At 56.4% G+C, this 25,533-nt stretch carries 27 protein-coding genes; 18 read left to right on the top strand and 9 right to left on the bottom strand.

Annotated elements, in window-relative coordinates; genetic code table 11:
- Positions 1–14: 14 nt before the first annotated feature.
- Together tehA and tehB are read left to right on the top strand one after the other, a co-directional pair.
- Entirely contained in the window at positions 15–1,010 is a 996-nt protein-coding gene (gene tehA / locus INF61_RS17915) for a dicarboxylate transporter/tellurite-resistance protein TehA (protein WP_047733368.1), read from the top strand.
- On the top strand, positions 1,010–1,603 hold the full coding sequence (tehB, locus tag INF61_RS17910; protein WP_015570555.1) for a tellurite resistance methyltransferase TehB: 594 nt from the start codon (positions 1,010–1,012) through the stop codon (positions 1,601–1,603). Before tehA ends, tehB begins: the two co-directional genes overlap by 1 nt.
- Here the strand turns inward: tehB and pepT are convergent.
- Positions 1,600–2,829 carry a peptidase T gene (pepT, locus tag INF61_RS17905; RefSeq protein WP_015570554.1) on the bottom strand — a complete coding sequence of 410 codons (1,230 nt, stop codon included), beginning with the start codon at positions 2,827–2,829 and terminating at the stop codon, positions 1,600–1,602. The genes tehB and pepT overlap by 4 nt on opposite strands.
- A 111-nt stretch (positions 2,830–2,940) precedes the next feature.
- On the opposite strand from pepT, the gene INF61_RS17900 reads away from it, so the two are divergent.
- Both INF61_RS17900 and INF61_RS17895 read left to right on the top strand, forming a co-directional pair.
- The gene (locus INF61_RS17900) at positions 2,941–4,536 is read left to right on the top strand and encodes an ABC transporter substrate-binding protein (RefSeq protein ID WP_193547971.1); all 1,596 of its coding nucleotides are present in this window, start codon (positions 2,941–2,943) and stop codon (positions 4,534–4,536) included.
- A 134-nt stretch (positions 4,537–4,670) separates the two neighbouring features.
- Positions 4,671–5,345 carry a DUF3313 domain-containing protein gene (locus tag INF61_RS17895; RefSeq protein WP_003857221.1) on the top strand — a complete coding sequence of 225 codons (675 nt, stop codon included), beginning with the start codon at positions 4,671–4,673 and terminating at the stop codon, positions 5,343–5,345.
- Positions 5,346–5,379: 34 nt separating this feature from the next.
- On the opposite strand, the gene INF61_RS17890 is transcribed toward INF61_RS17895, so the two are convergent.
- Positions 5,380–6,276 (bottom strand): DMT family transporter, encoded by an 897-nt coding sequence (locus INF61_RS17890; protein ID WP_023303719.1) that lies wholly within the window; start codon positions 6,274–6,276, stop codon positions 5,380–5,382.
- Between the two features lie 174 nt (positions 6,277–6,450).
- Here INF61_RS17890 and INF61_RS17885 point away from each other — a divergent pair, with 174 nt between their 5' ends.
- Positions 6,451–7,323: a helix-turn-helix domain-containing protein gene (locus tag INF61_RS17885; RefSeq protein WP_047733365.1), complete on the top strand. Its 873-nt coding sequence runs from the start codon at positions 6,451–6,453 to the stop codon at positions 7,321–7,323.
- On the opposite strand, the gene INF61_RS17880 is transcribed toward INF61_RS17885, so the two are convergent.
- Positions 7,303–8,490, bottom strand: a complete 1,188-nt coding sequence (locus INF61_RS17880; RefSeq protein WP_370553141.1) for a benzoate/H(+) symporter BenE family transporter — start codon at positions 8,488–8,490, stop codon at positions 7,303–7,305. The two genes, INF61_RS17885 and INF61_RS17880, sit on opposite strands and share 21 nt — an antisense overlap.
- Positions 8,491–8,561: 71 nt before the next feature.
- On the opposite strand from INF61_RS17880, the gene INF61_RS17875 reads away from it, so the two are divergent.
- Both INF61_RS17875 and INF61_RS17870 read left to right on the top strand, forming a co-directional pair.
- A complete protein-coding gene (locus INF61_RS17875) occupies positions 8,562–9,089 on the top strand; it encodes a helix-turn-helix domain-containing protein (protein ID WP_015570550.1) in 528 nt (175 codons plus the stop codon).
- 80 nt (positions 9,090–9,169) lie between these two features.
- Positions 9,170–11,134, top strand: a complete 1,965-nt coding sequence (locus INF61_RS17870) for a U32 family peptidase (RefSeq protein WP_163278409.1) — start codon at positions 9,170–9,172, stop codon at positions 11,132–11,134.
- Here INF61_RS17870 and INF61_RS17865 read toward each other — a convergent pair.
- Complete coding sequence (locus INF61_RS17865) at positions 11,131–11,364, bottom strand: DUF2554 family protein (protein WP_015570548.1); 234 nt, start codon at positions 11,362–11,364, stop codon at positions 11,131–11,133. The two genes, INF61_RS17870 and INF61_RS17865, sit on opposite strands and share 4 nt — an antisense overlap.
- Positions 11,365–11,607: 243 nt before the next feature.
- On the opposite strand from INF61_RS17865, the gene INF61_RS17860 reads away from it, so the two are divergent.
- Positions 11,608–11,970: a hypothetical protein gene (locus INF61_RS17860; protein WP_015570547.1), complete on the top strand. Its 363-nt coding sequence runs from the start codon at positions 11,608–11,610 to the stop codon at positions 11,968–11,970.
- Positions 11,971–12,118: 148 nt separating this feature from the next.
- Here the strand turns inward: INF61_RS17860 and ftrA are convergent, their stop codons facing one another.
- Positions 12,119–13,117 (bottom strand): transcriptional regulator FtrA, encoded by a 999-nt coding sequence (ftrA, locus tag INF61_RS17855; RefSeq protein ID WP_045345224.1) that lies wholly within the window; start codon positions 13,115–13,117, stop codon positions 12,119–12,121.
- Between the two features lie 73 nt (positions 13,118–13,190).
- On the opposite strand from ftrA, the gene INF61_RS17850 reads away from it, so the two are divergent.
- The 8 genes from INF61_RS17850 (at position 13,191) to zinT (ending at position 21,199) form a co-directional block, all read left to right on the top strand.
- Complete coding sequence (locus INF61_RS17850; protein WP_017383989.1) at positions 13,191–13,601, top strand: rhodanese-like domain-containing protein; 411 nt, start codon at positions 13,191–13,193, stop codon at positions 13,599–13,601.
- A 156-nt stretch (positions 13,602–13,757) separates the two neighbouring features.
- Complete coding sequence (locus INF61_RS17845; protein ID WP_015570545.1) at positions 13,758–14,861, top strand: cobalamin-independent methionine synthase II family protein; 1,104 nt, start codon at positions 13,758–13,760, stop codon at positions 14,859–14,861.
- Between the two features lie 200 nt (positions 14,862–15,061).
- The gene (gene urtA, locus INF61_RS17840) at positions 15,062–16,333 is read left to right on the top strand and encodes an urea ABC transporter substrate-binding protein (RefSeq protein WP_193547970.1); all 1,272 of its coding nucleotides are present in this window, start codon (positions 15,062–15,064) and stop codon (positions 16,331–16,333) included.
- Positions 16,334–16,355: 22 nt separating this feature from the next.
- Entirely contained in the window at positions 16,356–17,930 is a 1,575-nt protein-coding gene (gene urtB, locus INF61_RS17835) for an urea ABC transporter permease subunit UrtB (RefSeq protein ID WP_015570543.1), read from the top strand.
- The gene (urtC, locus tag INF61_RS17830) at positions 17,930–19,003 is read left to right on the top strand and encodes an urea ABC transporter permease subunit UrtC (RefSeq protein WP_015570542.1); all 1,074 of its coding nucleotides are present in this window, start codon (positions 17,930–17,932) and stop codon (positions 19,001–19,003) included. Before urtB ends, urtC begins: the two co-directional genes overlap by 1 nt.
- The gene (urtD, locus tag INF61_RS17825) at positions 19,003–19,800 is read left to right on the top strand and encodes an urea ABC transporter ATP-binding protein UrtD (protein WP_015570541.1); all 798 of its coding nucleotides are present in this window, start codon (positions 19,003–19,005) and stop codon (positions 19,798–19,800) included. Before urtC ends, urtD begins: the two co-directional genes overlap by 1 nt.
- A gap of 9 nt (positions 19,801–19,809) precedes the next feature.
- Positions 19,810–20,508, top strand: coding sequence for an urea ABC transporter ATP-binding subunit UrtE (gene urtE / locus INF61_RS17820; protein WP_015570540.1), 699 nt, complete (start codon positions 19,810–19,812; stop codon positions 20,506–20,508).
- 52 nt (positions 20,509–20,560) lie between these two features.
- Positions 20,561–21,199, top strand: a complete 639-nt coding sequence (zinT, locus tag INF61_RS17815) for a metal-binding protein ZinT (RefSeq protein WP_193547969.1) — start codon at positions 20,561–20,563, stop codon at positions 21,197–21,199.
- A 46-nt stretch (positions 21,200–21,245) separates the two neighbouring features.
- Here the strand turns inward: zinT and ydeE are convergent, their stop codons facing one another.
- Entirely contained in the window at positions 21,246–22,463 is a 1,218-nt protein-coding gene (ydeE, locus tag INF61_RS17810; RefSeq protein WP_193547968.1) for an efflux MFS transporter YdeE, read from the bottom strand.
- Between the two features lie 193 nt (positions 22,464–22,656).
- Between ydeE and eamA the strand changes: the two genes are divergently transcribed.
- Entirely contained in the window at positions 22,657–23,556 is a 900-nt protein-coding gene (gene eamA / locus INF61_RS17805) for an O-acetylserine/cysteine exporter (RefSeq protein ID WP_017383984.1), read from the top strand.
- Positions 23,557–23,594: 38 nt separating this feature from the next.
- On the opposite strand, the gene marB is transcribed toward eamA, so the two are convergent.
- From marB to marR, 3 genes are read right to left on the bottom strand one after another with little or no spacing between them, the layout of a single operon-like run.
- A complete protein-coding gene (marB, locus tag INF61_RS17800; protein ID WP_015570538.1) occupies positions 23,595–23,810 on the bottom strand; it encodes a multiple antibiotic resistance protein MarB in 216 nt (71 codons plus the stop codon).
- Between the two features lie 32 nt (positions 23,811–23,842).
- Positions 23,843–24,223 carry an MDR efflux pump AcrAB transcriptional activator MarA gene (gene marA, locus INF61_RS17795; protein WP_001303241.1) on the bottom strand — a complete coding sequence of 127 codons (381 nt, stop codon included), beginning with the start codon at positions 24,221–24,223 and terminating at the stop codon, positions 23,843–23,845.
- 20 nt (positions 24,224–24,243) lie between these two features.
- Positions 24,244–24,678 (bottom strand): multiple antibiotic resistance transcriptional regulator MarR, encoded by a 435-nt coding sequence (gene marR / locus INF61_RS17790; protein WP_017383983.1) that lies wholly within the window; start codon positions 24,676–24,678, stop codon positions 24,244–24,246.
- A gap of 255 nt (positions 24,679–24,933) precedes the next feature.
- On the opposite strand from marR, the gene INF61_RS17785 reads away from it, so the two are divergent.
- Positions 24,934–25,533: MarC family NAAT transporter (locus INF61_RS17785; protein ID WP_193547967.1), on the top strand; the 600-nt coding region annotated here is incomplete at its 3' end.

The raw sequence follows: 25,533 nt of genomic DNA, 5'->3' as shown, positions 1-25,533 counted from the left end.
AAAGTTTAAAAAAAATGCATAACCAAAACCAACGCGTTCTTAACTTGCCCGCCGGGTATTTCGGTATGGTCCTCGGGACCATAGGCATGGGGTTCGCTTGGCGTTACGCCGGCACCATCTGGCCGGTGACGCGCTGGCCGGGCGAGATCCTGGTGGCGCTGGCGGTGGGGATCTGGTTCCTTCTGAGCGTGGCGTTTCTTACCCGTGCGGTACGGTTTTCACATAGCGTGCTGGCCGAGATGCGGCATCCGGTAATGAGCAGTTTTGTCAGCCTGTTTCCTGCCACAACGCTGCTGGTGGCCATCGGCTTTGTGCCGTGGTATCGCCCGCTGGCGCTGGGGTTGTTTAGCGTGGGCGTGGTGATCCAGCTTGCGTATGCCGCCTGGCAAAGCGCCGGGCTGTGGCGCGGCAAGCATCCGGAAGAAGCCACGACGCCGGGACTGTATCTGCCGACGGTAGCGAACAATTTTATCAGCGCGATGGCCTGCGGTGCGCTAGGCTTCCACGACGCGGGGCTGGTGTTCCTTGGTGCCGGGGTCTTTTCCTGGCTGAGCCTGGAGCCGGTCATTTTGCAACGCCTGCGCAGCGCGGGCGAACTGCCCGCTGCCCTTCGTACCTCGCTCGGTATCCAGCTTGCGCCTGCCCTGGTGGCCTGTAGCGCCTGGTTTAGCGTCAACGGCGGCGAAGCGGACACCTTCGCCAAAATGCTATTCGGCTATGGCCTGTTGCAACTCCTGTTTATGCTACGTCTGATGCCGTGGTATCTGTCGCAGCCGTTTAACGCGTCGTTCTGGAGCTTCTCGTTCGGGGTGTCGGCGCTGGCGACCACCGGTTTACATCTTGGGCAGAGCAGTCCGTCAGGGTTCTTTCATGCCCTCGCGGTTCCCCTGTTTATTTTCACCAACGTCATCATCGCGATGCTGCTGGTCCGTACTTTTATCTTGCTGATGCAGGGCAAACTTCTGGTGCGCGCTGATAAGGCACTGCTTATGCAATCTGAGGAAAAATAATGACTGTCGATGAAAACTACTTTACTGAGAAATATGGGCTGACCCGCACGCACTCAGAGGTGCTGCTCAGCGCGGACATTGTTAAGCCCGGTAAAACGCTCGATCTGGGTTGCGGAAATGGCCGCAACAGCCTCTACCTCGCGGCCAACGGCTATGACGTGACGGCGTGGGATAAAAACCCGATGAGCATCGATAACATCGAGCGCATTAAGGCGGCGGAAGGGATCGCGAATCTGGAAACGGCGATTAAGGATCTGAACAACCTGACCTTTGACGGCGAATACGACTTTATTCTTTCCACCGTCGTGTTGATGTTCCTCGAAGCGAATACCATCCCTGGTCTTATCGCCAATATGCAGCGTTGCACCAGACCAGGCGGCTATAACCTGATCGTTGCTGCCATGGATACGGAGGATTATCCGTGCACAGTCGGCTTCCCGTTTGCCTTCAAAACCGGTGAACTGAGCAACTACTACGAAGGCTGGGAGCTGATCAAGTACAACGAAGAGGTAGGGGAACTCCACCGTACCGATGCCAACGGGAACCGTATCAAGCTGCGCTTCGCTACCATGCTCGCACGCAAGCCCGCTTAACGCGCCGCCAGCAGACAGAGTTGCAGGGCAGTGCGACAGGAGGCCTCGAACGACGACAGCGGTAAAAACTCAAACTTCGAGTGGAAGTTATGGGCGCCGGTGAAGAAGTTCGGGGTGAGCAGGCCTTTGGCTGACAGGGCCGCTCCATCCGTGCCACCGCGCATGGGGATCGGTTTTGGGGTGATGCCGAGCGACTCCATCGCCTCGAACATCAGGTCGATCGCGCGGCGGTCTTCGCCAATCGCATTGCTGATATTGCTGTAGGTATCCTCAATGCGGTATTCCACGTTTGCCGTGGGATGCTGCGCGGCTATTTGCGCCGCCACATCGGCAATGTGCTGCTTGCGGGCGGCGAAACCATCTTTGTCAAAATCACGAATATTGGCTTTCAGTATCGCTTCGTTCTGCCCGGCCTGGATGCCGTTAAACCAGATATAACCTTCGCGCCCCTCGGTGCATTCCGGGGTTTGCCGGCGATCGAAATGGCTGATGAAATCCGTTGCCATCAGCAGCGGATTGACCAGCACCCCTTTGGCGGACATCGGGTGAGCCGTGACGCCGGTAAAGCGAATTTCAGCCGCCGCCGCGTTAAAGTTCTCGTAAACAATCTCCCCCAGCTCGCAGCAGTCGATGGTCCAGGCAAAATCAACGTCGAAGCGCTTCAAATCCAGCGCTTTCGCGCCACACAGGCCAATCTCTTCATCGGGTACAAACGCCACCACAATATCGCCATGCTTATGTTCAGCGGTGAGGTTTTCCAGCACCGTCATGACCACGGTGACGGCCGCTTTATTATCTGCGCCTAATACGCTGGTTCCGTCGCTGAAAATAATCTCCTCATCAGGATAAGCCAGAATTTCCGGGTGCTCATTTACGCGCAGCCAAATATCTTTCTCTTTATTCAGGCAGAGATCATCCCCCGTAAACGTTAATATTTGTGGATGAATATCCGGGGATAAACCGACGTCGACGGTGTCGATATGGGTAATAAAACCAATCCGCGGCGCGCCGGGAACATTGCCTTTTTTCACGGCGGTAACGGTGGCGAACTCATCTATCACAATATCGTCTAACCCCAGCGTTTCCAGCTCCTTCGCCAGCTCCCGCGCCATGTCGTGCTGGCCCGGGGTGGAGGGCAGGGTTTTGACTTTCGGGTCGCTCTGGCTGGTGATGGCGAGATAGCGGAAAAAGCGTTGGGTTAATTGTCTGGAGAGTTCTGAGCCCATAGTGTTTCCTTCTGTATTTATTTTTCATGTGTTTGCGCCATCACTTTAATGTTATTTATGAAATGGCAAAAGAAGTAATTAGCCGTCGAATTAAAAAGACAGGAATAAATGATGAAAAGCACATTCACAATGATAACGCTGGCGCTTGCTGCGCTGACGGTCAGTTCCACCGTCGCGGCAAAAACGCTGGTGTATTGCTCCGAAGGATCGCCGGAAAATTTCAATCCTCAGCTCTATACGTCGGGGACCAGCGTGGACGCCAGCGCCGTACCGGTTTATAACCGTCTGGTCGATTTCAAACCGGGCACTACCGAACTGGTGCCGAGCCTGGCGGAAAGCTGGGAGGTAAGCGAGGATGGCAAGATCTACACCTTCCACCTGCGCAAAGGGGTGAAATTCCACAGTAATAAGCTGTTCACGCCGACGCGCGACTTCAACGCGGACGACGTGATTTTCTCGTTTATGCGCCAGAAAGATGTGAATCATCCCTACCATAACGTCTCCAACGGCAGTTATTCCAACTTCGAAAGTCTGGAGTTCGGCAGTCTGATTACCGCCATTGATAAAGTTGACGATCGCACCGTGCGCTTCACCCTGGCGCATCCGGAAGCGCCGTTTGTCGCTGACCTGGCGTGGTACTTTGCCTCCATTCTGTCGGCGGAGTATGCCGATGCCATGCTGAAAGCGGGCACGCCAGAAAAGGTCGATATGCAGCCGATTGGCACCGGGCCGTTTAAGCTGGCGCAATATCAGAAGGATTCCCGCATCCTCTTCACCGCTTTCCCTGACTACTGGCTGGGAAAATCGAAGCTGGATCGTCTGGTGTTCACCATCACGCCGGACGCCTCGGTGCGTTTTGCCAAAGTCGAGAAGAATGAGTGCCAGGTGATGCCGTTCCCGAACCCGGCGGACCTGCCGCGTATGAAGGCTAACAAAGACATCAACCTGATGAGCAAGGCCGGTCTGAATACCGGTTTCCTGGCGTTTAACACGCAAAAGCCACCGCTGGATAACGTAAAAGTGCGTCAGGCGCTGGCGATGGCGATTAACAAACCCGCCATCATTGAGGCGGTGTTCCACGGCACCGGCACGGCGGCGAAAAACCTGCTGCCGCCTGGCGTCTGGAGTGCCGACAGCGAGCTGAAAGACTACGATTACGATCCAGAAAAAGCGAAAGCACTGCTAAAGGAGGCGGGATTTGCCAACGGCGTAAGCATCGATCTGTGGGCCATGCCCGTGCAGCGGCCGTATAACCCGAACGCGAAGCGTATGGCGGAGATGATCCAGGCGGACTGGGCGAAAGTGGGCGTGCAGACCAAAATCGTGACCTACGAATGGGGCGAATACCTGAAGCGCGTGAAGGGCGGGGAGCATCAGGCCGCACTGATGGGCTGGACAACGGCGACGGGCGATCCGGATAACTTCTTCGGCCCGCTGTTTACCTGTACGTCCGCCAACGGCGGGTCGAACTCGGCCAAATGGTGCTATAAGCCGTTTGATAACCTGATTGCCGAAGCTAAATCGATAACCGATCGCGAAAAACGCGTGGCGCTGTACAAGCAGGCGCAGCAGATGATGCACGATCAAATGCCGGCGGTAATGATTGCCCACTCGACGATTTTTGAGCCAGTCCGTAAAGAGGTCACGGGCTATGAAATCGATCCCTTCGGCAAGCACCTGTTCTGGCAAGTGGACCTTAAGGAGTAATTTTTCACTGCCCGGTTTCGGTCGGGCAGTTTTTTCGCTATTTGTGCTGTCTTCGTCATTTTTTGCCACAACACATCGCCCGGTTTTTTGTTATAACTTCAAGTGCATACTTGCAGATAACATGGAATACCATCATGCGTACTCACACTTTTTTTAAAGTTGCAGTGCTTTCTGGTCTGTTGGCCCTTTCCGGCTGTGCGTCAAAAGTCGCAGCCCCCGATCAATATTCAGGCTTTTTAAAAGATTACTCCGGCTTGCAGGAGATGAAATCTGCAACCGGGAAGCCAACCCTGCGTTGGGTTGACCCGTCCTATAATGAGGCGAATTACGACAGCATTATCTGGACGCCGATAACCTATTATCCGACGCCAAAACCGACCACTCAGCTTGGGCAAAAAACGCTTGATGAGCTGTTGAATTATACCAATACCAAACTGAAAACCGCGATTGGCCAGCGTAAGCCGATTGTGACGACGCCGGGCAAACATAGCCTGATCTTCCGCGGCGCCATCACGGGTGTGAGCTCAGACAAAGAAGGTTTGCAGTTCTATGAAGTGGTGCCTGTGGCGCTGCTGGTTGCGGGTACGCAGATGGCAACGGGCCATCGTACCATGGATACGCATCTGTTCTTCGAAGGTGAGTTAATCGATGCGGCCACGAACAAACCAGTGATTAAGGTTGTTCGTAAGGGTGAAGGGAAAGAGCTGGCGAACGAGAATACGCCAATGGGCTTCGGCACCCTGAAGCAGGTTGTGGATGACATGGCGACGGATGCCACCATGTTTGATGTTCATCAGACAGCAAATTAATAAAAAATGGCCTGCATTTTCGCAGGCCGTTTTTTTATGCCGTCCGCAGGCGGCGGAACCAGGTTTCTGGCTTCGTAAACATCACCATATTCCCGCCCAGTATCAACAGCAGGCCGACGATCCCGTTGAGATGCCACACGTAACCCTCGTACACCGTTGAAATCGACAGCGCCACCAGCGGGAACAGCAGGGTGCTGTACGCGGCTTTACCGGGACCAATGCGGCCTACCAGCGTAAAGTAGGCGCCGAAGGCAATCACCGAGCCAAACAGCGCAAGATAGAGCAGCGCCCCCATATAGCTCACCGTCCATTCCGGCATAAAGCTATCGCCCCTGAAGAGCGCGATAAGGCCCATCACGACGGTGCCGTACAGCATCGCCCAGGCGTTGGTGGTCATAGTTTCCAGCCCGTTTCGCTGATGACGCATGCTGATCATATTCCCCAGCGAGAAGCCGTAGGTGCCGAGGGCGGAAAGCCCGATGCCCGTAAGCAACGACGCGCTCCAGCCGCTGGCGAGCAGATCGTTCCAGAAAAGGGTAATGATCCCGATAAGCCCCAGCGCTGCCGCCGTCCAGAAGCGTGCGGGTGGGCGCTGGCCGAAGAAGATAAAGCTGTTGATGGCGTTATACAGTACGGCCATCGAGAAAATCACCGACTCAAGGCCGGTATTGATATGGGCGGCGGCGGTGTAAAAGCACCAGAAGTTGAAACAGAAAACGCAGCAGCCCTGAAGCATGCAGTAGAGATGATCCCGCAGCGCCAGCCTGCGCAGGCGGCGAAGGGCGACCAGGACGATCATCATCGTGGCGCTGGCCACGGCGAAGCGCCAGAAAATGGAGACCGGCGCTGCAACCGGCCCCTGTTGTAAAAAAATGGCGATCCAGGTCGTGCCCCAGATCACAACGACCAGCCCATAGAGTAATGCGTTCATGGTGTCTCTCTTCTCATACCGCGAAAAACGACAGTGTGGCGAAAGAAGGGGGGGCCGGCTTTCATCGTCTTGCGCCGGACTTGCAAATTCTTGCGCTTTTTTCTCGCACAATGGCTGGTAACAGGCTGCAACACTTCTTAGACTGACAGTCTGATTAATCACCTGTTTACGGCCATGTCTCTCGTTTACGACACCTTTGAAACGTTACGCCAACAAAATGCAGTGCTGCGGGAAACCGTCGCGCTCAATACTGGCATTCAACTGGCGGCGTGGTACAACAAGCACGACACGATCACGGTGAAAAGCAACCATCACACCCTTAGCCTGTACGTGGCGGATGGCTATGAAAGCTATCAAAAAACGCCGGGTGGCTGGAAAAATGGCGGCGGGCCGGACCGTTTTTGTCTGATGCCGGAAGAGAGCGAATCCACGTGGGATATTCGTGACGACCTGTCGTTTGTGCACCTCTACTGCACCGATGAACACCTGCGGGACGTGGGGGAGAAAATCTGGGATAAACGACCGCTATCGCTGACGCTGGAGGAAAAAATCTTCGGCAGCGATCCGAAAATCACCGCCCTTTATCGCCAGTTTTTGCTCGGCTGCGACTGGCAGCAAAACGCCAATCAGCTCACCCTGAGCACCGCGTCGACCTTATTGCTGACGCATTTGGTCCAGCACTATTCCAGCGTACAGTGGAAGCTGCCGATAGTGACCGGCGGGTTATCGCCGTTTGTGCTGCGCAACGTGCTGGCCTTTATCGAGGAAAACCTGGCGCAACCCTTAACCCTGGCGGAACTGGCGGGCCAGGCCGCACTCAGTGAGTATCACTTTGCGCGGATGTTCCGCCAGTCGATGGGGCTGGCGCCACATCAGTACGTTATGCAGCGCCGCATGGAGAAGGCCAAAGCGCTGGTACAGCACACGACCACGCCGCTCACCGACATCGCGCTGGCCTGTGGATTTAACTCCGCCAGCCATTTCAGTAACCGTTTTCGCAGCATGACCGGCATTACGCCGTCACAGCTACGCGCGGCGAAGGCGTGAGAAGACGGCGTAACAGATCCCTCCCAGCACCAGCCCCCAGAAGGCGGAGCCAATTCCCAGGAGCGTGACGCCGCTGGCGGTCATCAGGAAGGTAACGATCGCCGCGTCGCGTTCTGCTTCATGGTTCAGTGCCTGATACAAACTCCCGCTGATAGTGCCGAGCAGGGCCAGCCCGGCCAGCGTCTGGATGCCGCTCAGCGGCAGTGCGGCCATCAGACCGGAAATCGACCCGCCGAACACCCCCGCCAGCAGATAAAACCCGCCTGCCGCCGCCGCGGCCAGCCAGCGTTTACTGGCATCCGGATGGGCGTCCGGGCTCTGGCAGATGGCGGCAGTGATGGCGGCGATGCATATAGAATAAACGCCGAAGGGGGACAACAGCAGTGCCAGCCCGCCGGTGGCAACGATCAGCGGTGAGACCGCCAGCGGATAGCCCGATGCCTGCATGGTGGCGAAGCCGGGCGCATTCTGCGACGCCATGGTCACCAGGAAGAAGGGTAAGCCGATGCTGAGCAGGCTGGTGAAGGTGAACGCAGGGGCGATGAATTCCGGCATGATGACTGATAACGTCATCCTGTTCGTGACAACGTCACCTCCGGCCCATGCCACGAACACGCCCACCAGCAGCGTGGCGACAATGGCGTACCGGGGCGCTACGGCTTTGGTCATCAGCCAGGCGGCCAGCATACTGCCGCAAAGAAAAATGTGTCCCTCAAGATTGCTGAATGCCTTCAGGCCAAACTGTAACAGCACGCCCGCCAGCATAGCGGCGGCAAGCGAGTGCGGGATTAGTTTCATCAACCGGGCAAACAGGCCGGTGACGCCGCACAGCAGAATCAGCGCATTCGCGAATATAAATACCCCGATGGTTTCCGCCAGCGTCACGCCTTGCAGGCTGGTGGCGAGCAGCGCCGCGCCGGGAGTCGACCAGGCGGTCAGCACGGGGGCTTTATACCACCACGACAATGCCAGCGTGCTGATCCCCATCCCGAGCCCCAGCGCGGTCATCCATCCGGCAATTTGCTGTGTACTGGCGCCAGCCGCCGCAGCCGCCTGCCAGATAATGGCGGCAGAGCTGGCATAGCCCACCAGAACGGCAACAAAACCGGCCAGCACGGCAGGAAAGAGAGAGGCAGTCGATCGCATGGATACTCCGTTGTGCGTTATAACGTCCAGGATAAGGTATCACTGTGCGCTATAGCGTACAAGTGGTATGCTTTGCCGCAACGGGAGGAACTATGGATATCACTCAACACCTGGCAACCACACTGAAAGCGCTGCGTCAGGCGCGGGGCTGGAGCCTGTCGAAACTGGCGGAAGAGACGGGCGTGTCGAAAGCGATGCTTGGGCAAATCGAACGCAATGAGTCCAGCCCGACGGTCTCTACTTTGTGGAAAATCGCCACCGGGCTGAACGTACCTTTTTCGGCGTTTATCACTCCAGAAAGCGAACCGCAGGCGGTGTTCGATCCGCAGCAGCAGGCGATGGTGGTGAAACCGCTTTTCCCCTGGGATGAACAGCTTAAGTTCGACCATTTCTCCATCACCCTGTCGCCCGGCGCGCTGAGTGAGTCCACGCCGCACGAAGCCGGGGTGATCGAGCACGTGGTGGTGATAAGCGGTGAGCTGGACATGCAGATTGACGGTGTCTGGCGCACGCTATACGCTGATTCCGGCGTGCGTTTTGCCGGCGATAAACCGCACGCGTACCGCAACAGCAGCGCCCGGACGGTGCATTTTCACTCTCTGATCCATTATCCCCGCTAAAGCGTCGCAAAACGGTTTCACTGGCACAGACTTCTGACTACAATAGCCGCCATTTTGACCATAACGGATAACGACGAAGTATGCGCCTGCACTCCCATCATCTTGAACTGCTAAGCCCGGCCCGCGACGCCGCCATTGCCCGTGAAGCCATTCTTCACGGAGCAGATGCCGTCTACATTGGCGGCCCTGGCTTCGGTGCCCGTCATAACGCCAGCAACAGCCTGCGCGACATTGCCGAGCTGGTCCCGTTCGCCCACCGTTTCGGGGCGAAGGTGTTCGTGACCCTGAACACCATTCTTCATGATGATGAGCTTGAGCCCGCGCAGCGTCTTATTACCGATCTCTACCAGACCGGCGTTGACGCCCTGATCGTTCAGGATATGGGCGTTCTGGAACTGGATATCCCGCCGATTGAGCTGCATGCCAGCACCCAGTGCGATATCCGCACCGTTGAGAAGGCGAAGTTTCTTTCGGACGTCGGGTTTACGCAGATTGTTCTGGCGCGCGAGCTGAACCTGAACCAGATCCGCGATATCCACCAGGCGACCGACGCGACCATTGAATTCTTTATCCACGGTGCGCTGTGTGTGGCGTACTCCGGGCAGTGTAATATCTCTCACGCCCAGACGGGGCGCAGCGCTAACCGGGGCGACTGCTCTCAGGCCTGCCGTCTGCCTTATACCCTGAAAGACGATCAGGGCCGCGTGGTGGCATTCGAAAAACACCTGCTGTCGATGAAAGATAACGATCAGACGGCCAACCTCGGCGCGCTGATCGATGCCGGTGTACGCTCCTTCAAAATTGAAGGGCGCTACAAGGACATGAGCTACGTGAAAAATATCACCGCCCATTATCGTCAGATGCTGGATGCCATCATCGACGATCGCGGTGACCTGGCGCGCGCGTCCGCCGGTCGTACAGAGCATTTCTTTATTCCGTCGACGGACAAGACCTTCCACCGCGGCAGCACGGACTATTTCGTGAATGCCCGTAAAGGGGATATTGGCGCGTTCGATTCACCGAAGTTTATCGGTTTACCGGTGGGTGAAGTGCTGAAAGTGGCGAAAGATCATCTTGACGTTCAGGTTACAGAGCCGCTGGCGAACGGCGATGGTCTCAACGTGATGATCAAACGTGAAGTAGTGGGTTTCCGCGCCAATACGGTGGAGAAAACCGGCGAAAATCGCTATCGCGTCTGGCCGAACGAAATGCCTGCCGATCTCTACAAAGCCCGTCCTAATGCGGCGCTTAACCGTAACCTGGATCACAACTGGCAGCAGGCCTTGCTCAAGACCTCCAGCGAGCGCCGCATTGCGGTGGATATCGCGCTGGGGGGCTGGGAAGAGCAGCTGATCCTGACCATGACCTGCGAAGACGGTATCAGCGTGACGCATACGCTCGACGGCGTGTTCGGGGTGGCGAACAATGCGGAGAAAGCGCTTGGCAACCTCAAGGATGGCGTGGCGAAGCTGGGGCAGACCATTTATTACGCGCGCAATATTGAGGTGAATCTGCCGGACGCGCTGTTCGTGCCGAACAGCCTGCTGAACCAGTTCCGCCGTGAAACGGCAGAGATGCTGGATGAAGCACGGCTGGCAAACTATCCGCGCGGCAGCCGTAAGGCCGAAACGGTGCCTGCGCCGGTCTACCCGGACACGCATCTCTCGTTCCTCGCAAACGTTTACAACCACAAAGCGCGTGCGTTTTACCATCGTCACGGCGTGCAGCTGATTGACGCCGCGTATGAAGCGCATGAAGAGAAGGGCGATGTGCCGGTGATGATCACCAAACACTGCCTGCGGTTTGCCTTTAACCTTTGTCCGAAACAGGCGAAAGGCAATATTAAAAGCTGGAAAGCGACGCCGATGCAGCTGGTGAATGGCGATGAAGTGCTGACGCTGAAGTTTGACTGCCGTCCGTGTGAAATGCACGTTATCGGCAAGATGAAGAATCACATCTTCAAAATGCCGCCGCCGGGAAGCATTGTGGCCTCCGTCAGCCCTGACGATTTGATGAAGACCCTGCCGAAGCGTAAAGGCAGCTAACCCGCAGAGTGGGTATCCGGTTTGCGCGATTTCTGCCAGGCATGGTGCTCGCGCAACCCCTCCGCAGACTCCTCAGCCGCGCTGCGTAACTCGTCGCTGTCAGCTTCATGACGAAGCTGATGGTCGGCGTTTTTCACATACACAAATTCATGCCCTTTGTGCTCCGCCATAATCTGCCCTGAGAACAGGGCGCTAATCACCAGCAGTAGCGAAAATTCTTTTCTGAACATCCTTTATCCCCTGAAAATACGCTACGGTCATCGTAGGGATAATTTCATAGAGTAATTATTCGACTGTTTAAATTTGAGAAAATAGACTGTCAAAAATTGTGGTCGCAATAAAACTCACTTAAGACTATTCTTAAAAGCAATATCGCCGTTGTAAACTCCCATTTCTGGTATGCAAAGAGAAGCTAGATTTATTGGGAAATCATTTACAATAAGATTTTTCTGGCTAAGGATTGGATCGAATAAATGAAAAAAATAATCGTGCTATCACTTCTGGGCGTAGTGGTTGCGGTGGGTGCTGCGGCCAGCATCTATTCAAATGAAGAACCAGAATATATTCAGTCAGCAAAAAGCCGTGTCGGATCGTATTTAACCAGCGATTACGGACGTGTCGAATGTAATAGCACCCAGGTAAGTGAAGATCGCTGGGAGCTGGGCTGTACCAATAAGGCGAGGGGCAAAACCTTCCAGTTCGCCGTTTACCCATCCGAGCAGGCGCCGTATGGGGTCTCTCGTGCGTTTTATCTCGAAGCGATTAATGATGATGCCCGCCAGAGTGCAGAGCAGGGGCTGATGCGTTATCTGCAAATTAATACCAAAGCGGGTTAATCGATTCGTTTATGCTTCGTTGAGGCTCACAGTGGTAGATTGCAGATGATCCACATCCCGGTATGGAATACCGGAGCGTAGATACCAAAATACAAATCTATCCATGCAAGCATTTACCGCCAGATTATGGCGGTTTTTTTTTGCCCGTTTATCGTACCGGCTGTGAAAATTGTTTGCGATATTGCGCGGGCGAAAGCGCAAATTGCTGCCGGAAATGGTGGCGCAGCGTGCCGCTTTGTCCAAAACCGGTTTGTTCCGCGATATTGTCGATGCTGAGCCGACTGTTTTCGAGGTAATCTTTTGCCCGCTGCAATCGCGCAGTTAATAACCAGCGCGCGGGCGTTGTTCCGGTCGCGTCCTGGAAACGGCGCAGAAAAGTGCGCTGACTCATACCCACCCGCAGGGCCAGCGATTCGACGGTATGGGAAACGGCCAGATGCTGGTGAAGATAATCAAACAGCTGGCCCAGGCGCTGGCTCTCCCGCAACTGAGCCACCGGTCGGCTAAGCTGCTGGGTTTGCGAGCCGTCCCGATGGGGCGGGATCACCAGCCGACACGCCACGCAGTTTGCCGCTTCAATACCGTAATTCCGGCGCACCACGTGCAGGCACAGATCAATCCCCGCGGCGCTGCCTGCGGAAGTGAGAATATCGCCTTCGTCCTGGTACAGCACATCCTCAACCACGGTGATAGCGGGATAGCGTGCTTTCAGAGCTTGCGTGTAGCGCCAGTGGGTGGTTGCCTTCCGCCCGTCAAGCAGGCCTGAGGCTGCCAGAACGAAAACGCCAGAGCAGATTGAGAGTAGCTGACAACCCCGGGCATGCGCCGCACGGAGCGCCTGACAGAGCGCGTCGGGTACGGGTTCGTCCAGCCCTCGCCAGCCGGGTACGACAACCAGATCCGCCGTTTCCAGCAGACCCAGATCGCCATCGGCCAGAATACGGATCCCGCCCGTTGCCCGGAGCTCGCCGTCATCCACGCTCGCCACGGCGAACTGATACCAGTCCTCGCCCATCTCCGGGCGCGGCAAGCCAAAGATCTCTACCGCCACGCCAAACTCAAAGGTACATAAACCGTCATATGCCAGCACGACCGCGCGCGGCGAGGGATGTCTTAAGTTTGTCATCTTTTTGCTGTTTTCTGGCATAGGCGGACGCATTCATGGGCTGAAGTAAGGGATAGAGTAGTGTTAACACAAACACCACAAATGAGGAAGATTCATGAGCTATGTTACTGAATTTCCGGCTGCTGAGCCGCAGGAAGCCGTGGGGCATTTTCTGCGTCGTCTGAGCGTCGAGACGGACTGCGCCGATGTCCATCACGCGGTATCCAGCGGTGAGCAGGACTTTGTTCTGCTGCACGTTGTCGGAAAACCTGAACATTTTGCCCGGCGGCATCTGCCCGGCGCGCTGCATTTACCCTGGAGCCAGATCACCGCCGAGCGGATGAAAGCGTGGCCAGAGGGCACGCTGTTTGTCGTCTATTGTGCAGGCCCGCACTGCAACGGGGCGGACAGGGCGGCGCTGAAGCTGGCGCGTCTGGGTCTGCCGGTCAAGATTATGCTCGGGGGCATCACCGGCTGGGAAGATGAGCGGTTCGCGTTTGCAGGATCTTCATCACCCGCCCTGTGAACATGAATTTATTTCAACACAGATGAAATTTTCTCGTTTGTCGGCGGCGAGCCGGTATGACATCTTTTCAGGACGTTTAGACATCCAGAAGTCTAAAGATTCAAGAGATGAATTATCACTGTGGGCAATTAACGCCGACAGACAGAGGAGATTTCCATGCAGCGACACCACGCCCCGTACCGCGCCGATGTAGTCGGCAGTTTTTTACGCCCGGATTCTGTTAAACAGGCCCGTCTGCAATTTGCCAGCGGTGAGATCGATGCCGGTCAGCTTCGCGCGGTTGAGGACGAGGCCATTCGCCATGTTGTCGAGCAGCAGTGCGCCTGCGGTCTGCATGTGGTAACGGACGGTGAATTCCGCCGCGCCTGGTGGCACTTTGACTTCTTTGACGGGCTACAGGGCGTAGAGCGTTATGATTCGCAGCAGGGCATTCAGTTCAACGGGGTGCAGACCAAAGCCCATGGCGTGCGCGTAACGGGCAAACTGGGCTTCGGCGATCATCCTATGCTGGAAGATTTCCGCTACCTCAAAAGCATCAGCGGTAACGCACAGCCGAAGATGACTATTCCGAGCCCGAGCGTGCTGCACTTCCGCGGTGGCCGCAAGGATATTGATGCCACGGTATACCCGGATCTGAAAGATTACTTTGACGATCTGGCGACCACCTGGCGCGATGCCATTCGGGCCTTTTACGATGCAGGCTGCCGCTATCTGCAACTGGATGATACCGTCTGGGCCTACCTTTGTTCAGAAGACCAGCGCCGGCAGATCCGCGAGCGCGGTGATGATGCAGACGAACTTGCCCGAACCTATGCCCGGGTGCTGAATAAGGCGCTGGAGGGCAAACCGGACGATCTGACCATCGGGCTACACGTCTGCCGCGGCAACTTCCGCTCAACCTGGATTTCCGAAGGCGGCTATGAGCCGGTGGCGGAGGTGCTGTTCGGTACGGTGAACGTCGACGCGTTCTTCCTGGAGTACGACAACGACCGTAGCGGCGACTTTGCGCCACTGCGTTTTGTGCGCCCGGGTAAACAGCAGGTGGTTCTGGGGCTAATCACCACCAAGCACGGTGAACTGGAGAACCCGGAAGGGGTGAAAGCGCGTCTGGAAGAGGCCGCGCGCTACGTGGCGAAAGAGCAGATTTGCCTCAGCCCACAGTGCGGATTTGCCTCCACGGAAGAGGGTAACAGCCTGAGCGAAGCCCAGCAGTGGGATAAAGTTCGCCTGGTGACGCAAATCGCCAGCGACGTCTGGTAACATCGTTCACAGCGCTGCATTATTACAGTGCAGCGCTGTACCATTCTGAGTCGTTTCCCGTAGATCCTCTCTTCGAACCCGTTTAAATCCTGCCTCTGCAACCTGGCACCCTTTTTGCTCTCCTGAAACTGACGTTACTTTTTCTGCGTCCGGGCGGTAACGGACGTCTTCGCACAGCTTTCTTTTTCAGGAGTGAAAATATGCACCGTCGTACCTTTATAAAAGCGTTCGCCTTGTCCGCCTCCGTGGTCGCCATGGGCGTCAGTTTTGGCGTCCAGGCCGCAGAGACTATTAAAGTCGGGATCATGCACTCACTCTCCGGCACGATGGCCATTTCAGAAACGCCCCTGAAAGATGTCGCCCTGATGACCATCGATGAAATTAACGCCAAAGGCGGCGTGCTCGGGAAAAAGCTGGAGCCGGTGGTGGTTGACCCGGCCTCCAACTGGCCGCTGTTTGCCGAAAAGGCCCGCCAGCTTCTGAGCCAGGATAAGGTCGCCGTAGTGTTTGGCTGCTGGACCTCCGTATCGCGTAAATCAGTTCTGCCCGTTTTTGAAGAGCTGAACGGTTTGCTGTTCTATCCGGTGCAGTACGAAGGTGAAGAGATGTCACCAAACGTCTTTTATACCGGTGCGGCGCCTAACCAGCAGGCGATCCCGGCGGTGGAGTACCTGATGAGCGAGGACGGCGGCAGCGCGAAACGCTTCTTCCTGCTGGGAACGGACTACGTTTACCCGCGTACCACGAACAAGATCCTGCGCGCCTTCCTGCACTCGAAAGGCGTGGAAGATAAAGATATTGAAGAGGTCTACACCCCGTTTGGTCATAGCGATTACCAGACCATCGTCGCCAGTATCAAGAAATTCTCTGCGGGGGGTAAAACGGCGGTGGTCTCCACCATCAACGGTGATTCCAACGTGCCTTTCTATAAAGAGCTGGCGAACCAGGGGCTGAAAGCCACGGACGTGCCGGTGGTGGCGTTCTCGGTGGGCGAGGAAGAACTGCGCGGCATTGATACCAAACCGCTGGTGGGTAACCTGGCGGCGTGGAACTACTTTGAATCCGTCGATAACCCGACCAACCAGACTTTTGTCGCGGCCTACAAAGCCTACGCGAAAGCCTATAAGCTGCCGAATGCCGATACCGTCGTCACCAACGATCCGATGGAAGCGACCTATGTCGGCCTGCATATGTGGGCGCAGGCGGTTGAAAAAGCGGGGACAACCGACGTGGACAAAGTGCGCGCGGCAATGGCGGGCCAGTCGTTCAACGCGCCATCCGGCTTTACGCTGACCATGGATGCCACCAACCACCACCTGCATAAGCCCGTCATGATTGGTGAAATCGAAGGCAACGGCCAGTTCAACGTCGTCTGGCAAACCGAACAGCCGGTACGCGCTCAGCCGTGGAGCCCGTTTATCGCCGGGAATGACAAAAAACCTGACCAGCCGATGAAAACCGCCAGCAACTAAGCCACCACCAGGGAGAGACGTCATGAACGCCATGCGCATAATTATTGCGATTGTGTGGCTTACCGGACTGCTGCCAGGGATGGTGCAGGCATCGGATGCCGATGATTTCGTTGCCGCTAGCCGCAGCCAGCAGACCGCCATGCTGACCCGCTGGGCAGCCACGCCGGAACCTGCACGTTTGCCGCTGCTTAAAGCGCTGCAACAGGAGAACCTCTACACCGACAGCCAGAAGAAGGCTTTTACCCGCATCGACGGCGAAATGGTTGCCCTGGGCGCGGCAAAGAGCGCCGAAGGAACGACCAAAGCCGTGCGGCTGACCAACCGGCTGCGCGTGTTAACCGTCACGGCGCTGGCGACGCATCAGCTTGTCAGTGACAGTGTCACCGAAAGGCGTCATGCCGCGCGGCAACTTCAGCGTGACGCCCAGCCGGATATGCTCGGGTTTCTGCAACAGCGGGCTAACCGCGAAACGGACGACGTCACCCGACAGTCGCTGAGGCTGGCGCTGGCAAATCTTCAGCTGGCGAGTCCGCAGGCGGAAACGCGCCTCAACGCGGTTGAACTGTTGGGACAGTCTGACGATCCGGACGTTCAGGCCACGCTGACGCCGTTCACCCGGGCGCAAACCGAGCCGGACGCACGGGTACGTGCCGCCGCCGCTGAGAGCCTGGACCGTATTCAGCACCGGCTGATGTGGGGCGAACTGCTGGGGCAGGCCTTCATGGGCCTGTCGTTGGGATCGGTACTCTTGCTGGCCGCGCTCGGGCTGGCTATCACCTATGGTCTGCTGGGGGTGATTAACATGGCCCACGGCGAAATGCTGATGCTCGGGGCGTATGCCACCTGGATGGTGCAGCAGGTTATGGCGCAGTGGATGCCTCAGTGGCTGGCGCTTTATCCGGTGGTGGCGCTGCCGGTGGCGTTTTGCCTGACGGCAGGTATCGGGATGGTGCTGGAGCGCACGGTGATCCGCCATCTGTATGGCCGCCCGCTGGAAACCCTGCTCGCCACCTGGGGGATCAGCCTGATGCTTATCCAGCTGGTGCGCATGACCTTTGGCGCCCAGAACCTTGAGGTCGCAAACCCGGCCTGGCTGTCCGGCGGGGTGCAGGTTTTCGCCAACCTGACGCTGCCGTGGAACCGTATTGTGGTACTCGGGTTTGTGCTGATGGTGCTGTTCTTCACCTGGCTCATTCTGAATAAAACGCGTCTGGGGCTGAACGTGCGGGCGGTGACGCAAAACCGCAGCATGGCGGCCTGCTGCGGCGTCCCCACCGGACGGGTAGATATGCTGGCGTTTGGCCTCGGGTCCGGCATTGCCGGGCTGGGCGGCGTGGCATTGTCCCAACTGGGGAACGTGGGACCGGAGCTGGGCCAGGGATACATCATTGATTCGTTCCTGGTGGTGGTGCTCGGCGGCGTCGGCCAGCTGGCCGGTAGCGTCGCGGCGGCCTTTGGTCTGGGGATCTTCAATAAAATTCTTGAACCGCAGATGGGCGCCGTGCTGGGCAAAATCCTGATTCTGGTGGCGATCATTCTGTTTATTCAGAAACGTCCGCAGGGGTTATTCGCACTTAAAGGGAGGGTGACAGACTGATGAGCCAGCCATTGACTTTAACACTGGCGCGCAGGGCACCGCGCTCCACGCAAATCTTCGGCAGTCTGCTGGTTGCGGCGCTGCTGGTGCTGCCTTTTCTCGCGCTGTTGCCCGCAACGCATCCGCTGGCCGTTTCTACGTGGATGTTGACGCTCATCGGCAAGATCCTCTGCTACGCAGTTGTCGCCGTGGCCCTCGATCTGGTCTGGGGCTATGCCGGTATGCTCTCACTGGGGCACGGCATATTCTTCGCCCTGGGCGGCTATGCGATGGGCATGTACCTGATGCGCCAGGCGGCCGGGGACGGGCTGCCCGCGTTTATGTCGTTTCTCTCGTGGAGCGAGCTGCCCTGGTTCTGGTGGGGAACGCAGCATTTTGCATGGGCTCTGGTGTTAATTGTGACGATCCCCGGCCTGCTGGCGCTGGTCTTCGGCTGGTTTGCTTTTCGCTCGAAGATCAAAGGGGTCTATTTCTCCATCATGACCCAGGCGCTGACCTACGCGGGCATGCTGCTGTTCTTTCGCAACGAAACCGGCTTTGGCGGCAATAACGGCTTTACCGGCTTTACCACGCTGCTCGGGTTTTCCGTCACGGCGACCACCACGCGGATCGCGCTGTTTCTCGCAACGGTCGTGCTGCTGCTTCTGGCCCTGGGCACAGGCTACGCGCTGGCGAAGAGTAAATTTGGCCGCATTTTAACGGCGGTGCGCGATGCGGAAAACCGTCTCACGTTCTGCGGCTACGATCCGCGCGGTTTCAAGCTGCTGGTCTGGACGCTTTCCGCCGTGCTGTGTGGCCTGGCGGGAGCGCTGTACGTTCCGCAGGTGGGCATTATCAACCCGGGTGAAATGTCGCCGACCAACTCGATTGAAGCGGCCATCTGGGTAGCGCTGGGTGGACGCGGCACTCTGGTGGGCCCGGTGATTGGCGCGGCGCTGGTCAACGGTGCGAAGAGCTTTTTCACCGTGGCGATGCCGGAGTACTGGCAGCTGTTTCTGGGGCTGATTTTCATCGCCGTGACGCTGTTTTTACCGCGCGGCGTGTTCGGTCTGTTTCGTAAGGGAGAGAATTAATGCAGCCCTCTGAAGGACTCTTTACCCGCCAGCTACCGGGCGACCGTTACCGCGAGCAGACCGATCCGGTGTTGCAGCTCGAGGCCATTAACGTCAGTTTCGACGGTTTTCAGGCGTTGACCGATCTCTCGCTGAACATCGGCGTCGGAGAATTGCGCTGCATCATTGGCCCTAATGGCGCCGGTAAAACCACGCTGATGGACGTGATTACCGGCAAAACCCGGCCAAAAAGCGGGAAAGCTATTTACGATCAGTCCATCGATCTGACTGCCCTGGAACCGGCGGCCATCGCCCGTCAGGGCATTGGCCGTAAGTTCCAGAAGCCGACCGTGTTTGAAGCGCTGACCGTAGGGGAAAACCTCGAAATCGCCATGAAAGCCGACAGGTCCGTCTGGGCGAGCCTGCGGGCCACGCTCAGCGGCGAGCAGCGCGACCGCATTGATGAGATGCTGGTTTTGCTGCGGCTTGGCAGCGAGCGCGATCGCCGTGCCGGACTGCTTTCCCACGGACAGAAGCAGTTTCTGGAGATCGGCATGCTGCTGGTGCAGGACCCGCATCTGTTACTGCTGGACGAACCCGCTGCCGGTATGACCGACGCAGAGACGGAATACACTGCCGAGCTGTTCCGCACCCTGGCAGGCAAGCATTCGCTGATGGTGGTTGAGCACGATATGGGTTTCGTCGAGACCATCGCCGACCACGTCACGGTGCTGCATCAGGGGCGGGTACTGGCGGAAGGTTCGCTTCGCGAGGTACAGGCCAATGAACAGGTAATTGACGTCTATCTGGGACGTTAAGGAGAGGTGATGTTACAGGTTAGCGAACTGAATCAGTACTACGGCGGAAGTCATATTCTGCGCGGGGTGAGCTTTGAGGCGGTCGTCGGGGAAGTTACCTGCCTGCTGGGGCGCAACGGGGTGGGCAAAACCACGCTGCTGAGGTGCCTGATGGGGCTGATCCCGGTGAAAGCCGGGGAGGTCGTCTGGCAGGGAAAGAGCATCACTCACAGTAAACCGCACCAGCGGGTGCAGTCCGGCGTGGCCTATGTTCCGCAGGGGCGGGAGATTTTTCCGCGTCTGACCGTAGAAGAAAACCTGCTGATGGGGCTGTCACGCTTCTCCGCGGGAAACGCAAGGAGCGTACCGGAGGAGATTTGGCAGCTTTTCCCGGTGCTGAAGGAGATGAAGCACCGACGCGGAGGCGATCTTTCCGGTGGTCAGCAGCAGCAGCTGGCGATAGGTCGCGCGCTGGCGAGCCGTCCACGGTTACTGATTCTGGATGAACCCACGGAAGGTATTCAGCCGTCGGTGATTAAAGAGATTGGGCAGGTGATCCGCAGCCTGGCGAACCGGGGGGATATGGCCATCCTGCTGGTGGAGCAGTTTTATGATTTTGCGGCAGAGCTGGCCGACAGCTATCTGGTGATGTCGCGCGGCAGCATCGTCCAGCAGGGGCGCGGGGAGAACATGGAGCAGGAGGGCGTTCGCGGGCTGGTTGCGATCTGAAATGTTATAATATAACATCCTCATTCTTATAAAACGGAATGAGGATTTTGCTGTGGCTGCACAACTTGCAAAAATTGCGCTGACTCTGGGAACGCTGCTGGTAAGCGGATCGCTTTTTGCCCATTCGCACGGTCATCAGATGACAGAGGCGGAACAGAAGGCGGCGAACGGCGTCTTTGAGGATAAAGACGTCAGGGACAGGAAGCTGTCTGACTGGGACGGGATCTGGCAGTCCGTTTATCCGTTCCTGCTTGATGGTTCGCTGGATCCGGTTTTCGAAAAGAAAGCGCAGAAGGGAGAAAAATCCGCTGCCGAGGTGAAGGCCTACTACCGCAAGGGGTACGCGACGGACGTGGACGCCATCGGCATTGAAAACAACGTGATGGAATTCCACCGCGGCAAAACGGTGAGTAGCTGCCGCTACGACTACAGCGGCTACAAAATTCTGACCTATGCGTCGGGAAAAAAAGGCGTGCGCTACCTGTTTGAGTGCAAGGATAACGCGAGCCAGGCGCCTAAGTTTGTGCAGTTCAGCGACCATATCATCGGGCCGAAAGCCTCTTCACACTTCCATATCTTTATGGGCAACACCTCCCACGAGGCGCTGCTGAAAGAGATGGATAACTGGCCGACCTACTACCCGAATGAGATGTACAAAGAGCAGGTGGTGGAGGAGATGTTGCACCACTAGGGTGTTGGTTTTGCCGGGTGACGGCTTCGCCTTACCCGGCTTACGATTAGGGTTTTGTCGGTCGGGTAAGCGCAGCGCCACCCGACACGCTATCTTCACTTTTCACGCGCATCCCGCGCAATATCATCAGCCAGGCCGCAATGATGGCGGCCATCATAATGATAAATAATGACCAGTGCGGCAGATGGGTCAGGATGAGCCCGGTGATCATCGGGTTCGCCGCCGCGCCGAGCCAGCCCAGCGCCTGGGCGGAGAAATAGCTCGCCTTCATGCCCGGCGGGGCGATATTGTCGATCAGCATGTATTCACCCGGTGCATAAATAATTTCACCCAGGGTGAAAATCGCCGCCGCGATCCCCCAGTAAATCAGGTTCTCGCCGGAAAGCATAAACCCGCCCAGCCCGAGGATGAAAAAAAGCGTCGCGGCGGTCATTAGCGGACGGATATTGCTGGCGGTGATCTTACGTCCAAGCGCGTATTGCAGGGTGACGACCACCGCCGCGTTGACGGGCAGCACAACGGCCACCACCTTTTCTGCGAAATCACTGTCCGCATGTGCGGCGAGGACATACTGGGAAATGCAGGTGGCGAACGATCCACCCACATACGACGCCAGCAGGCCGGAGAGCGTGTACCAGAACAGCGCCCGGTCTTTCAGCAGCACCGAGGGCTGCCACGGCATTTTCTCCTCAGGGCTGTCTGAGGCTATGCTTTTCTGCACAAAGAAATGGATAAACCCGAGCGGCAGTGCGGCGCAGAAGGCGGCCAGCCAGAACGGCAGTTGCAGGCTGTACATCACCAGCAGGGTGCCGATCGGCGGCCCGATCGTCCAGCCAATGTTCAGGAAACTGTAGTTGAGTGAGAAAACGCGCGCCTTTTCGCTGGAGGTCAGCACGTCGGCAAACCATGCTTTCAGCACCGTTGAGAAGACGGAATAGGCGCAGTTAATCAGGGCAAAGAACAGCACCACCAGCGTCACGTTATTCACCAGCGGAATCGCCACAAACCCGGCGATAAAGGCCACGATGGCGATCAGCATATAGCGTTTTTTGTCGAACTTATCCGCCAGGATGCCAAACCCAAGGCTAAACACCACGCCAATGGTCAACGCCACGGTAAGGGCATAGCCAATATTCTCCACGCTCATATCGTACACGCGTGTGAGATATATGGTTATAAAGGGCAGCGTTGCCCCGCGGCCAATTGTTAATAACAATGACGATGCCAGCAGCGCTGCGGTTGAGCGCCTGATTGATGGTTTCATTTTCCTGCCCGACAAATGCTTATGCTTTTTTTGTTGTGTTATTACAGGATTATCATGGGATCGGCAGCTTGTATAGCACCCAATTTATCCGCAGGTGCTTCTCTCCAGTACCAGAATTAATGATCTTCTCGCGGGGCTATTTTTTCTGTTACCTTGAAGTGTTTACAAAATTTTAATAATTCAGGGGCGGAAAATGACGCGGAAAGACGGGCTGTTAGCGTTGCTGGTTGTCGTGGTGTGGGGACTCAATTTTGTGGTCATCAAAATGGGGTTGCACAACATGCCTCCACTGATGCTGGCGGGGCTGCGCTTCCTGCTGGTGGCCTTCCCGGCGCTGCTGTTCGTTGCCCGCCCGAAAATTCCCCTTAAGCTGCTGCTGGGCTACGGCCTTACCATCAGCTTTGGTCAGTTTGCGTTTCTTTTTTGCGCCATCAAATTCGGTATGCCTGCGGGCCTGGCTTCGCTGGTGCTTCAGGTGCAGGCGTTCTTTACCATCATTCTCGGCGCATTTGTCTTCGGCGAACGCTTGCAGGGCAAGCAGCTGGCGGGCATTAGCCTTGCGGTCTTTGGCGTGCTGGTGCTGATTGAAGGCAGCCTCAACGGTCAGCATGTCGCGCTGCTAGGCTTTATGCTCACCCTGGCGGCGGGGCTGAGCTGGGCGTGCGGCAATATCTTTAACAAACTGATAATGCAGCACGAGACGCGTCCGCCGGTCTTATCGCTGGTGGTCTGGAGCGCATTGATCCCAATCGTGCCGTTTATGGCCGCGTCGTTTATTCTGGATGGTCCGCAGGCGATGTTGAAAAGCCTGGTGGAGATCGACCTGACGACGATTTTGTCGCTGATCTACCTGGCGTTAGTCGCCTCAATCATTGGCTATGGTATCTGGGGATCGCTGCTCGGACGCTATGAAACCTGGCGTGTGGCGCCATTATCGCTGCTGGTACCGGTGGTCGGGCTTGCCAGCGCCGCACTGTTGCTGGATGAAACGCTCAGCGTGCTGCAACTGTGTGGCGCAGGGCTGATTATGGCCGGGCTGTATATCAACGTCTTTGGCTTGCGGGTGCGTCGGGCAACGCAGGTGCGGGGTTAAGGCAGAAAAAAGCCCCGCATTAGCGGGGCAAAAACGAATTACAGGTCGTGGTTGTAATACGGCACGCCTAATTCGTCGGATTTGTCGCTGCCAGCGCCCATGTGATTGAAGTCCCAGGGCGACTGGTTTTGCGTGGACGGCATAATCATGGTGTCACGATTATTTTGCTGCCCCGCATTGGGGGTTTGCTCCGCGAAGCTCTGGCCGGAAACCAGCACCAGCAAGGTGAGGGCGGCGGAGGCGATAAATTTCATGATTTCCTCGGTTACGTCTTAACAGGCGATGATTAACTGCAATGTTTTAGCGGATACAGATAACGGGATTCACCCGGCATACTGGTAATACGGTACTTATGAGGCGGCACGTCAAAGTAGTTCTTGAACGTACGCGTCAGGGTCTGTTGCGATTCAAATCCGTAGCGTTCCGCCAGATAGAGGATCGGCTCATTGCTTTCTTTCAGTTTTTGGGCAATCTCCGTCAGCTTGCGGCTGCGAATATATTGTCCTAATGAATGGCCGGTCTCTTTTTTAAACATCCGTTGCAGGTGCCATTTTGAGTAACCTGAACGCTCAGACACTTTCTCAAGAGAGAGTGGAGATTCCAGGTTATCTTCGATCCAGTCCAAAATGCTATGAATGGTGATAGCGTCAGTATTGCGTCTGGACATCGTCATACCTCTTTTTCTGTTTACGGCAGGATTTTCTTGAGTAAGAGCTCAAGCGTTGCCACTTCATCTGCCGATAAGTTTTTTGTCAGTTCCTGGTGCAGTGTTTGTCCTACTAATTGATGACATTGCTCACACATGGCCGCGCCATCGCTGGTCAGTTTCACCAGTACGCCACGTTTGTCATTCGGGTTAGGGCTTCGTTCTATCCATCCTTTACAGACGAGACGATCCAGCATGCGGGTTAACGCACCCAGATCGACAGAGAGCACCTTTTTCAGCTCAACCGGCGTGATACACACTTCGCAGCGAATGGAACACAGCACTTTGAACTGTGTTGCGGTGATATCCAGCGGTGACAGATAGTCATTGAGCAGGCGATCTTTTTTCTGGTTAACCATATGAATAAGACGACCCAGTGGGATTATGTCGTTAAAGAGGTCACTGGTGCTTTTCACAATGGTTGCCCTGGCAAGTAGTTTAGTCACGGCAGATATTATTGCTCAGGCAAGTATAAGTCAACTGAATGAATCGGCCGATGCCACGAAATGCTAAAACGCTTCAGGAACTTATTCTGTACGCTTTTAAATCATACAGATAATCTGGGGTTATGAATTACGCGAGACAATTATGGTTACGCTGTCGGATGGCTCCGGACGAGGATTTGCCCCTATAATTGCGATGTTGAATAAGGATAAGGACTGCGGTGCATTATGTTGGATTTGATTAAAGCAGTGGGGCTTGGACTGGTGGTGTTGCTGCCGCTGGCGAACCCGTTAACGACGGTGGCGCTTTTTCTGGGGCTGGAGGGGAACATGAACAGCGCAGAGCGCAATCAGCAGTCGATGATGGCCTCTGTCTATGTCTTTGCCATAATGATGGTGGCTTATTACGCCGGGCAACTGGTGATGAATACCTTTGGTATTTCGATTCCCGGTCTGCGTATTGCTGGCGGGCTGATTGTGGCCTTTATTGGTTTCCGGATGCTGTTCCCGGCGCATAAAGCGCACGAATCCCCGGAAGCCAAAAGCAAATCGGAGGAGCTTGAAAGCGAACCGAGCGCCAACATCGCGTTTGTGCCGTTAGCCATGCCGAGCACGGCGGGGCCGGGGACGATTGCGATGATCATCAGTTCCGCCTCAACGGTGCGTGATGGGACGACATTCCCGCACTGGGTTATCACCGTTGCGCCGCCGATCATTTTTGCGCTTATCGCTATTATCGTCTGGGGGTCATTGCGCAGCTCCGGGGCGATTATGCGCTGGGTGGGTAAGGGGGGGATTGAAGCTATCTCCCGACTGATGGGTTTTCTG

It is taken from the genome of Enterobacter cloacae complex sp. P18RS, assembly GCF_014982105.1.
GTDB classification, from domain to species: Bacteria; Pseudomonadota; Gammaproteobacteria; order Enterobacterales; family Enterobacteriaceae; genus Enterobacter; species Enterobacter hormaechei_C.
This window is presented reverse-complemented; position numbering and strand designations above follow the sequence as displayed.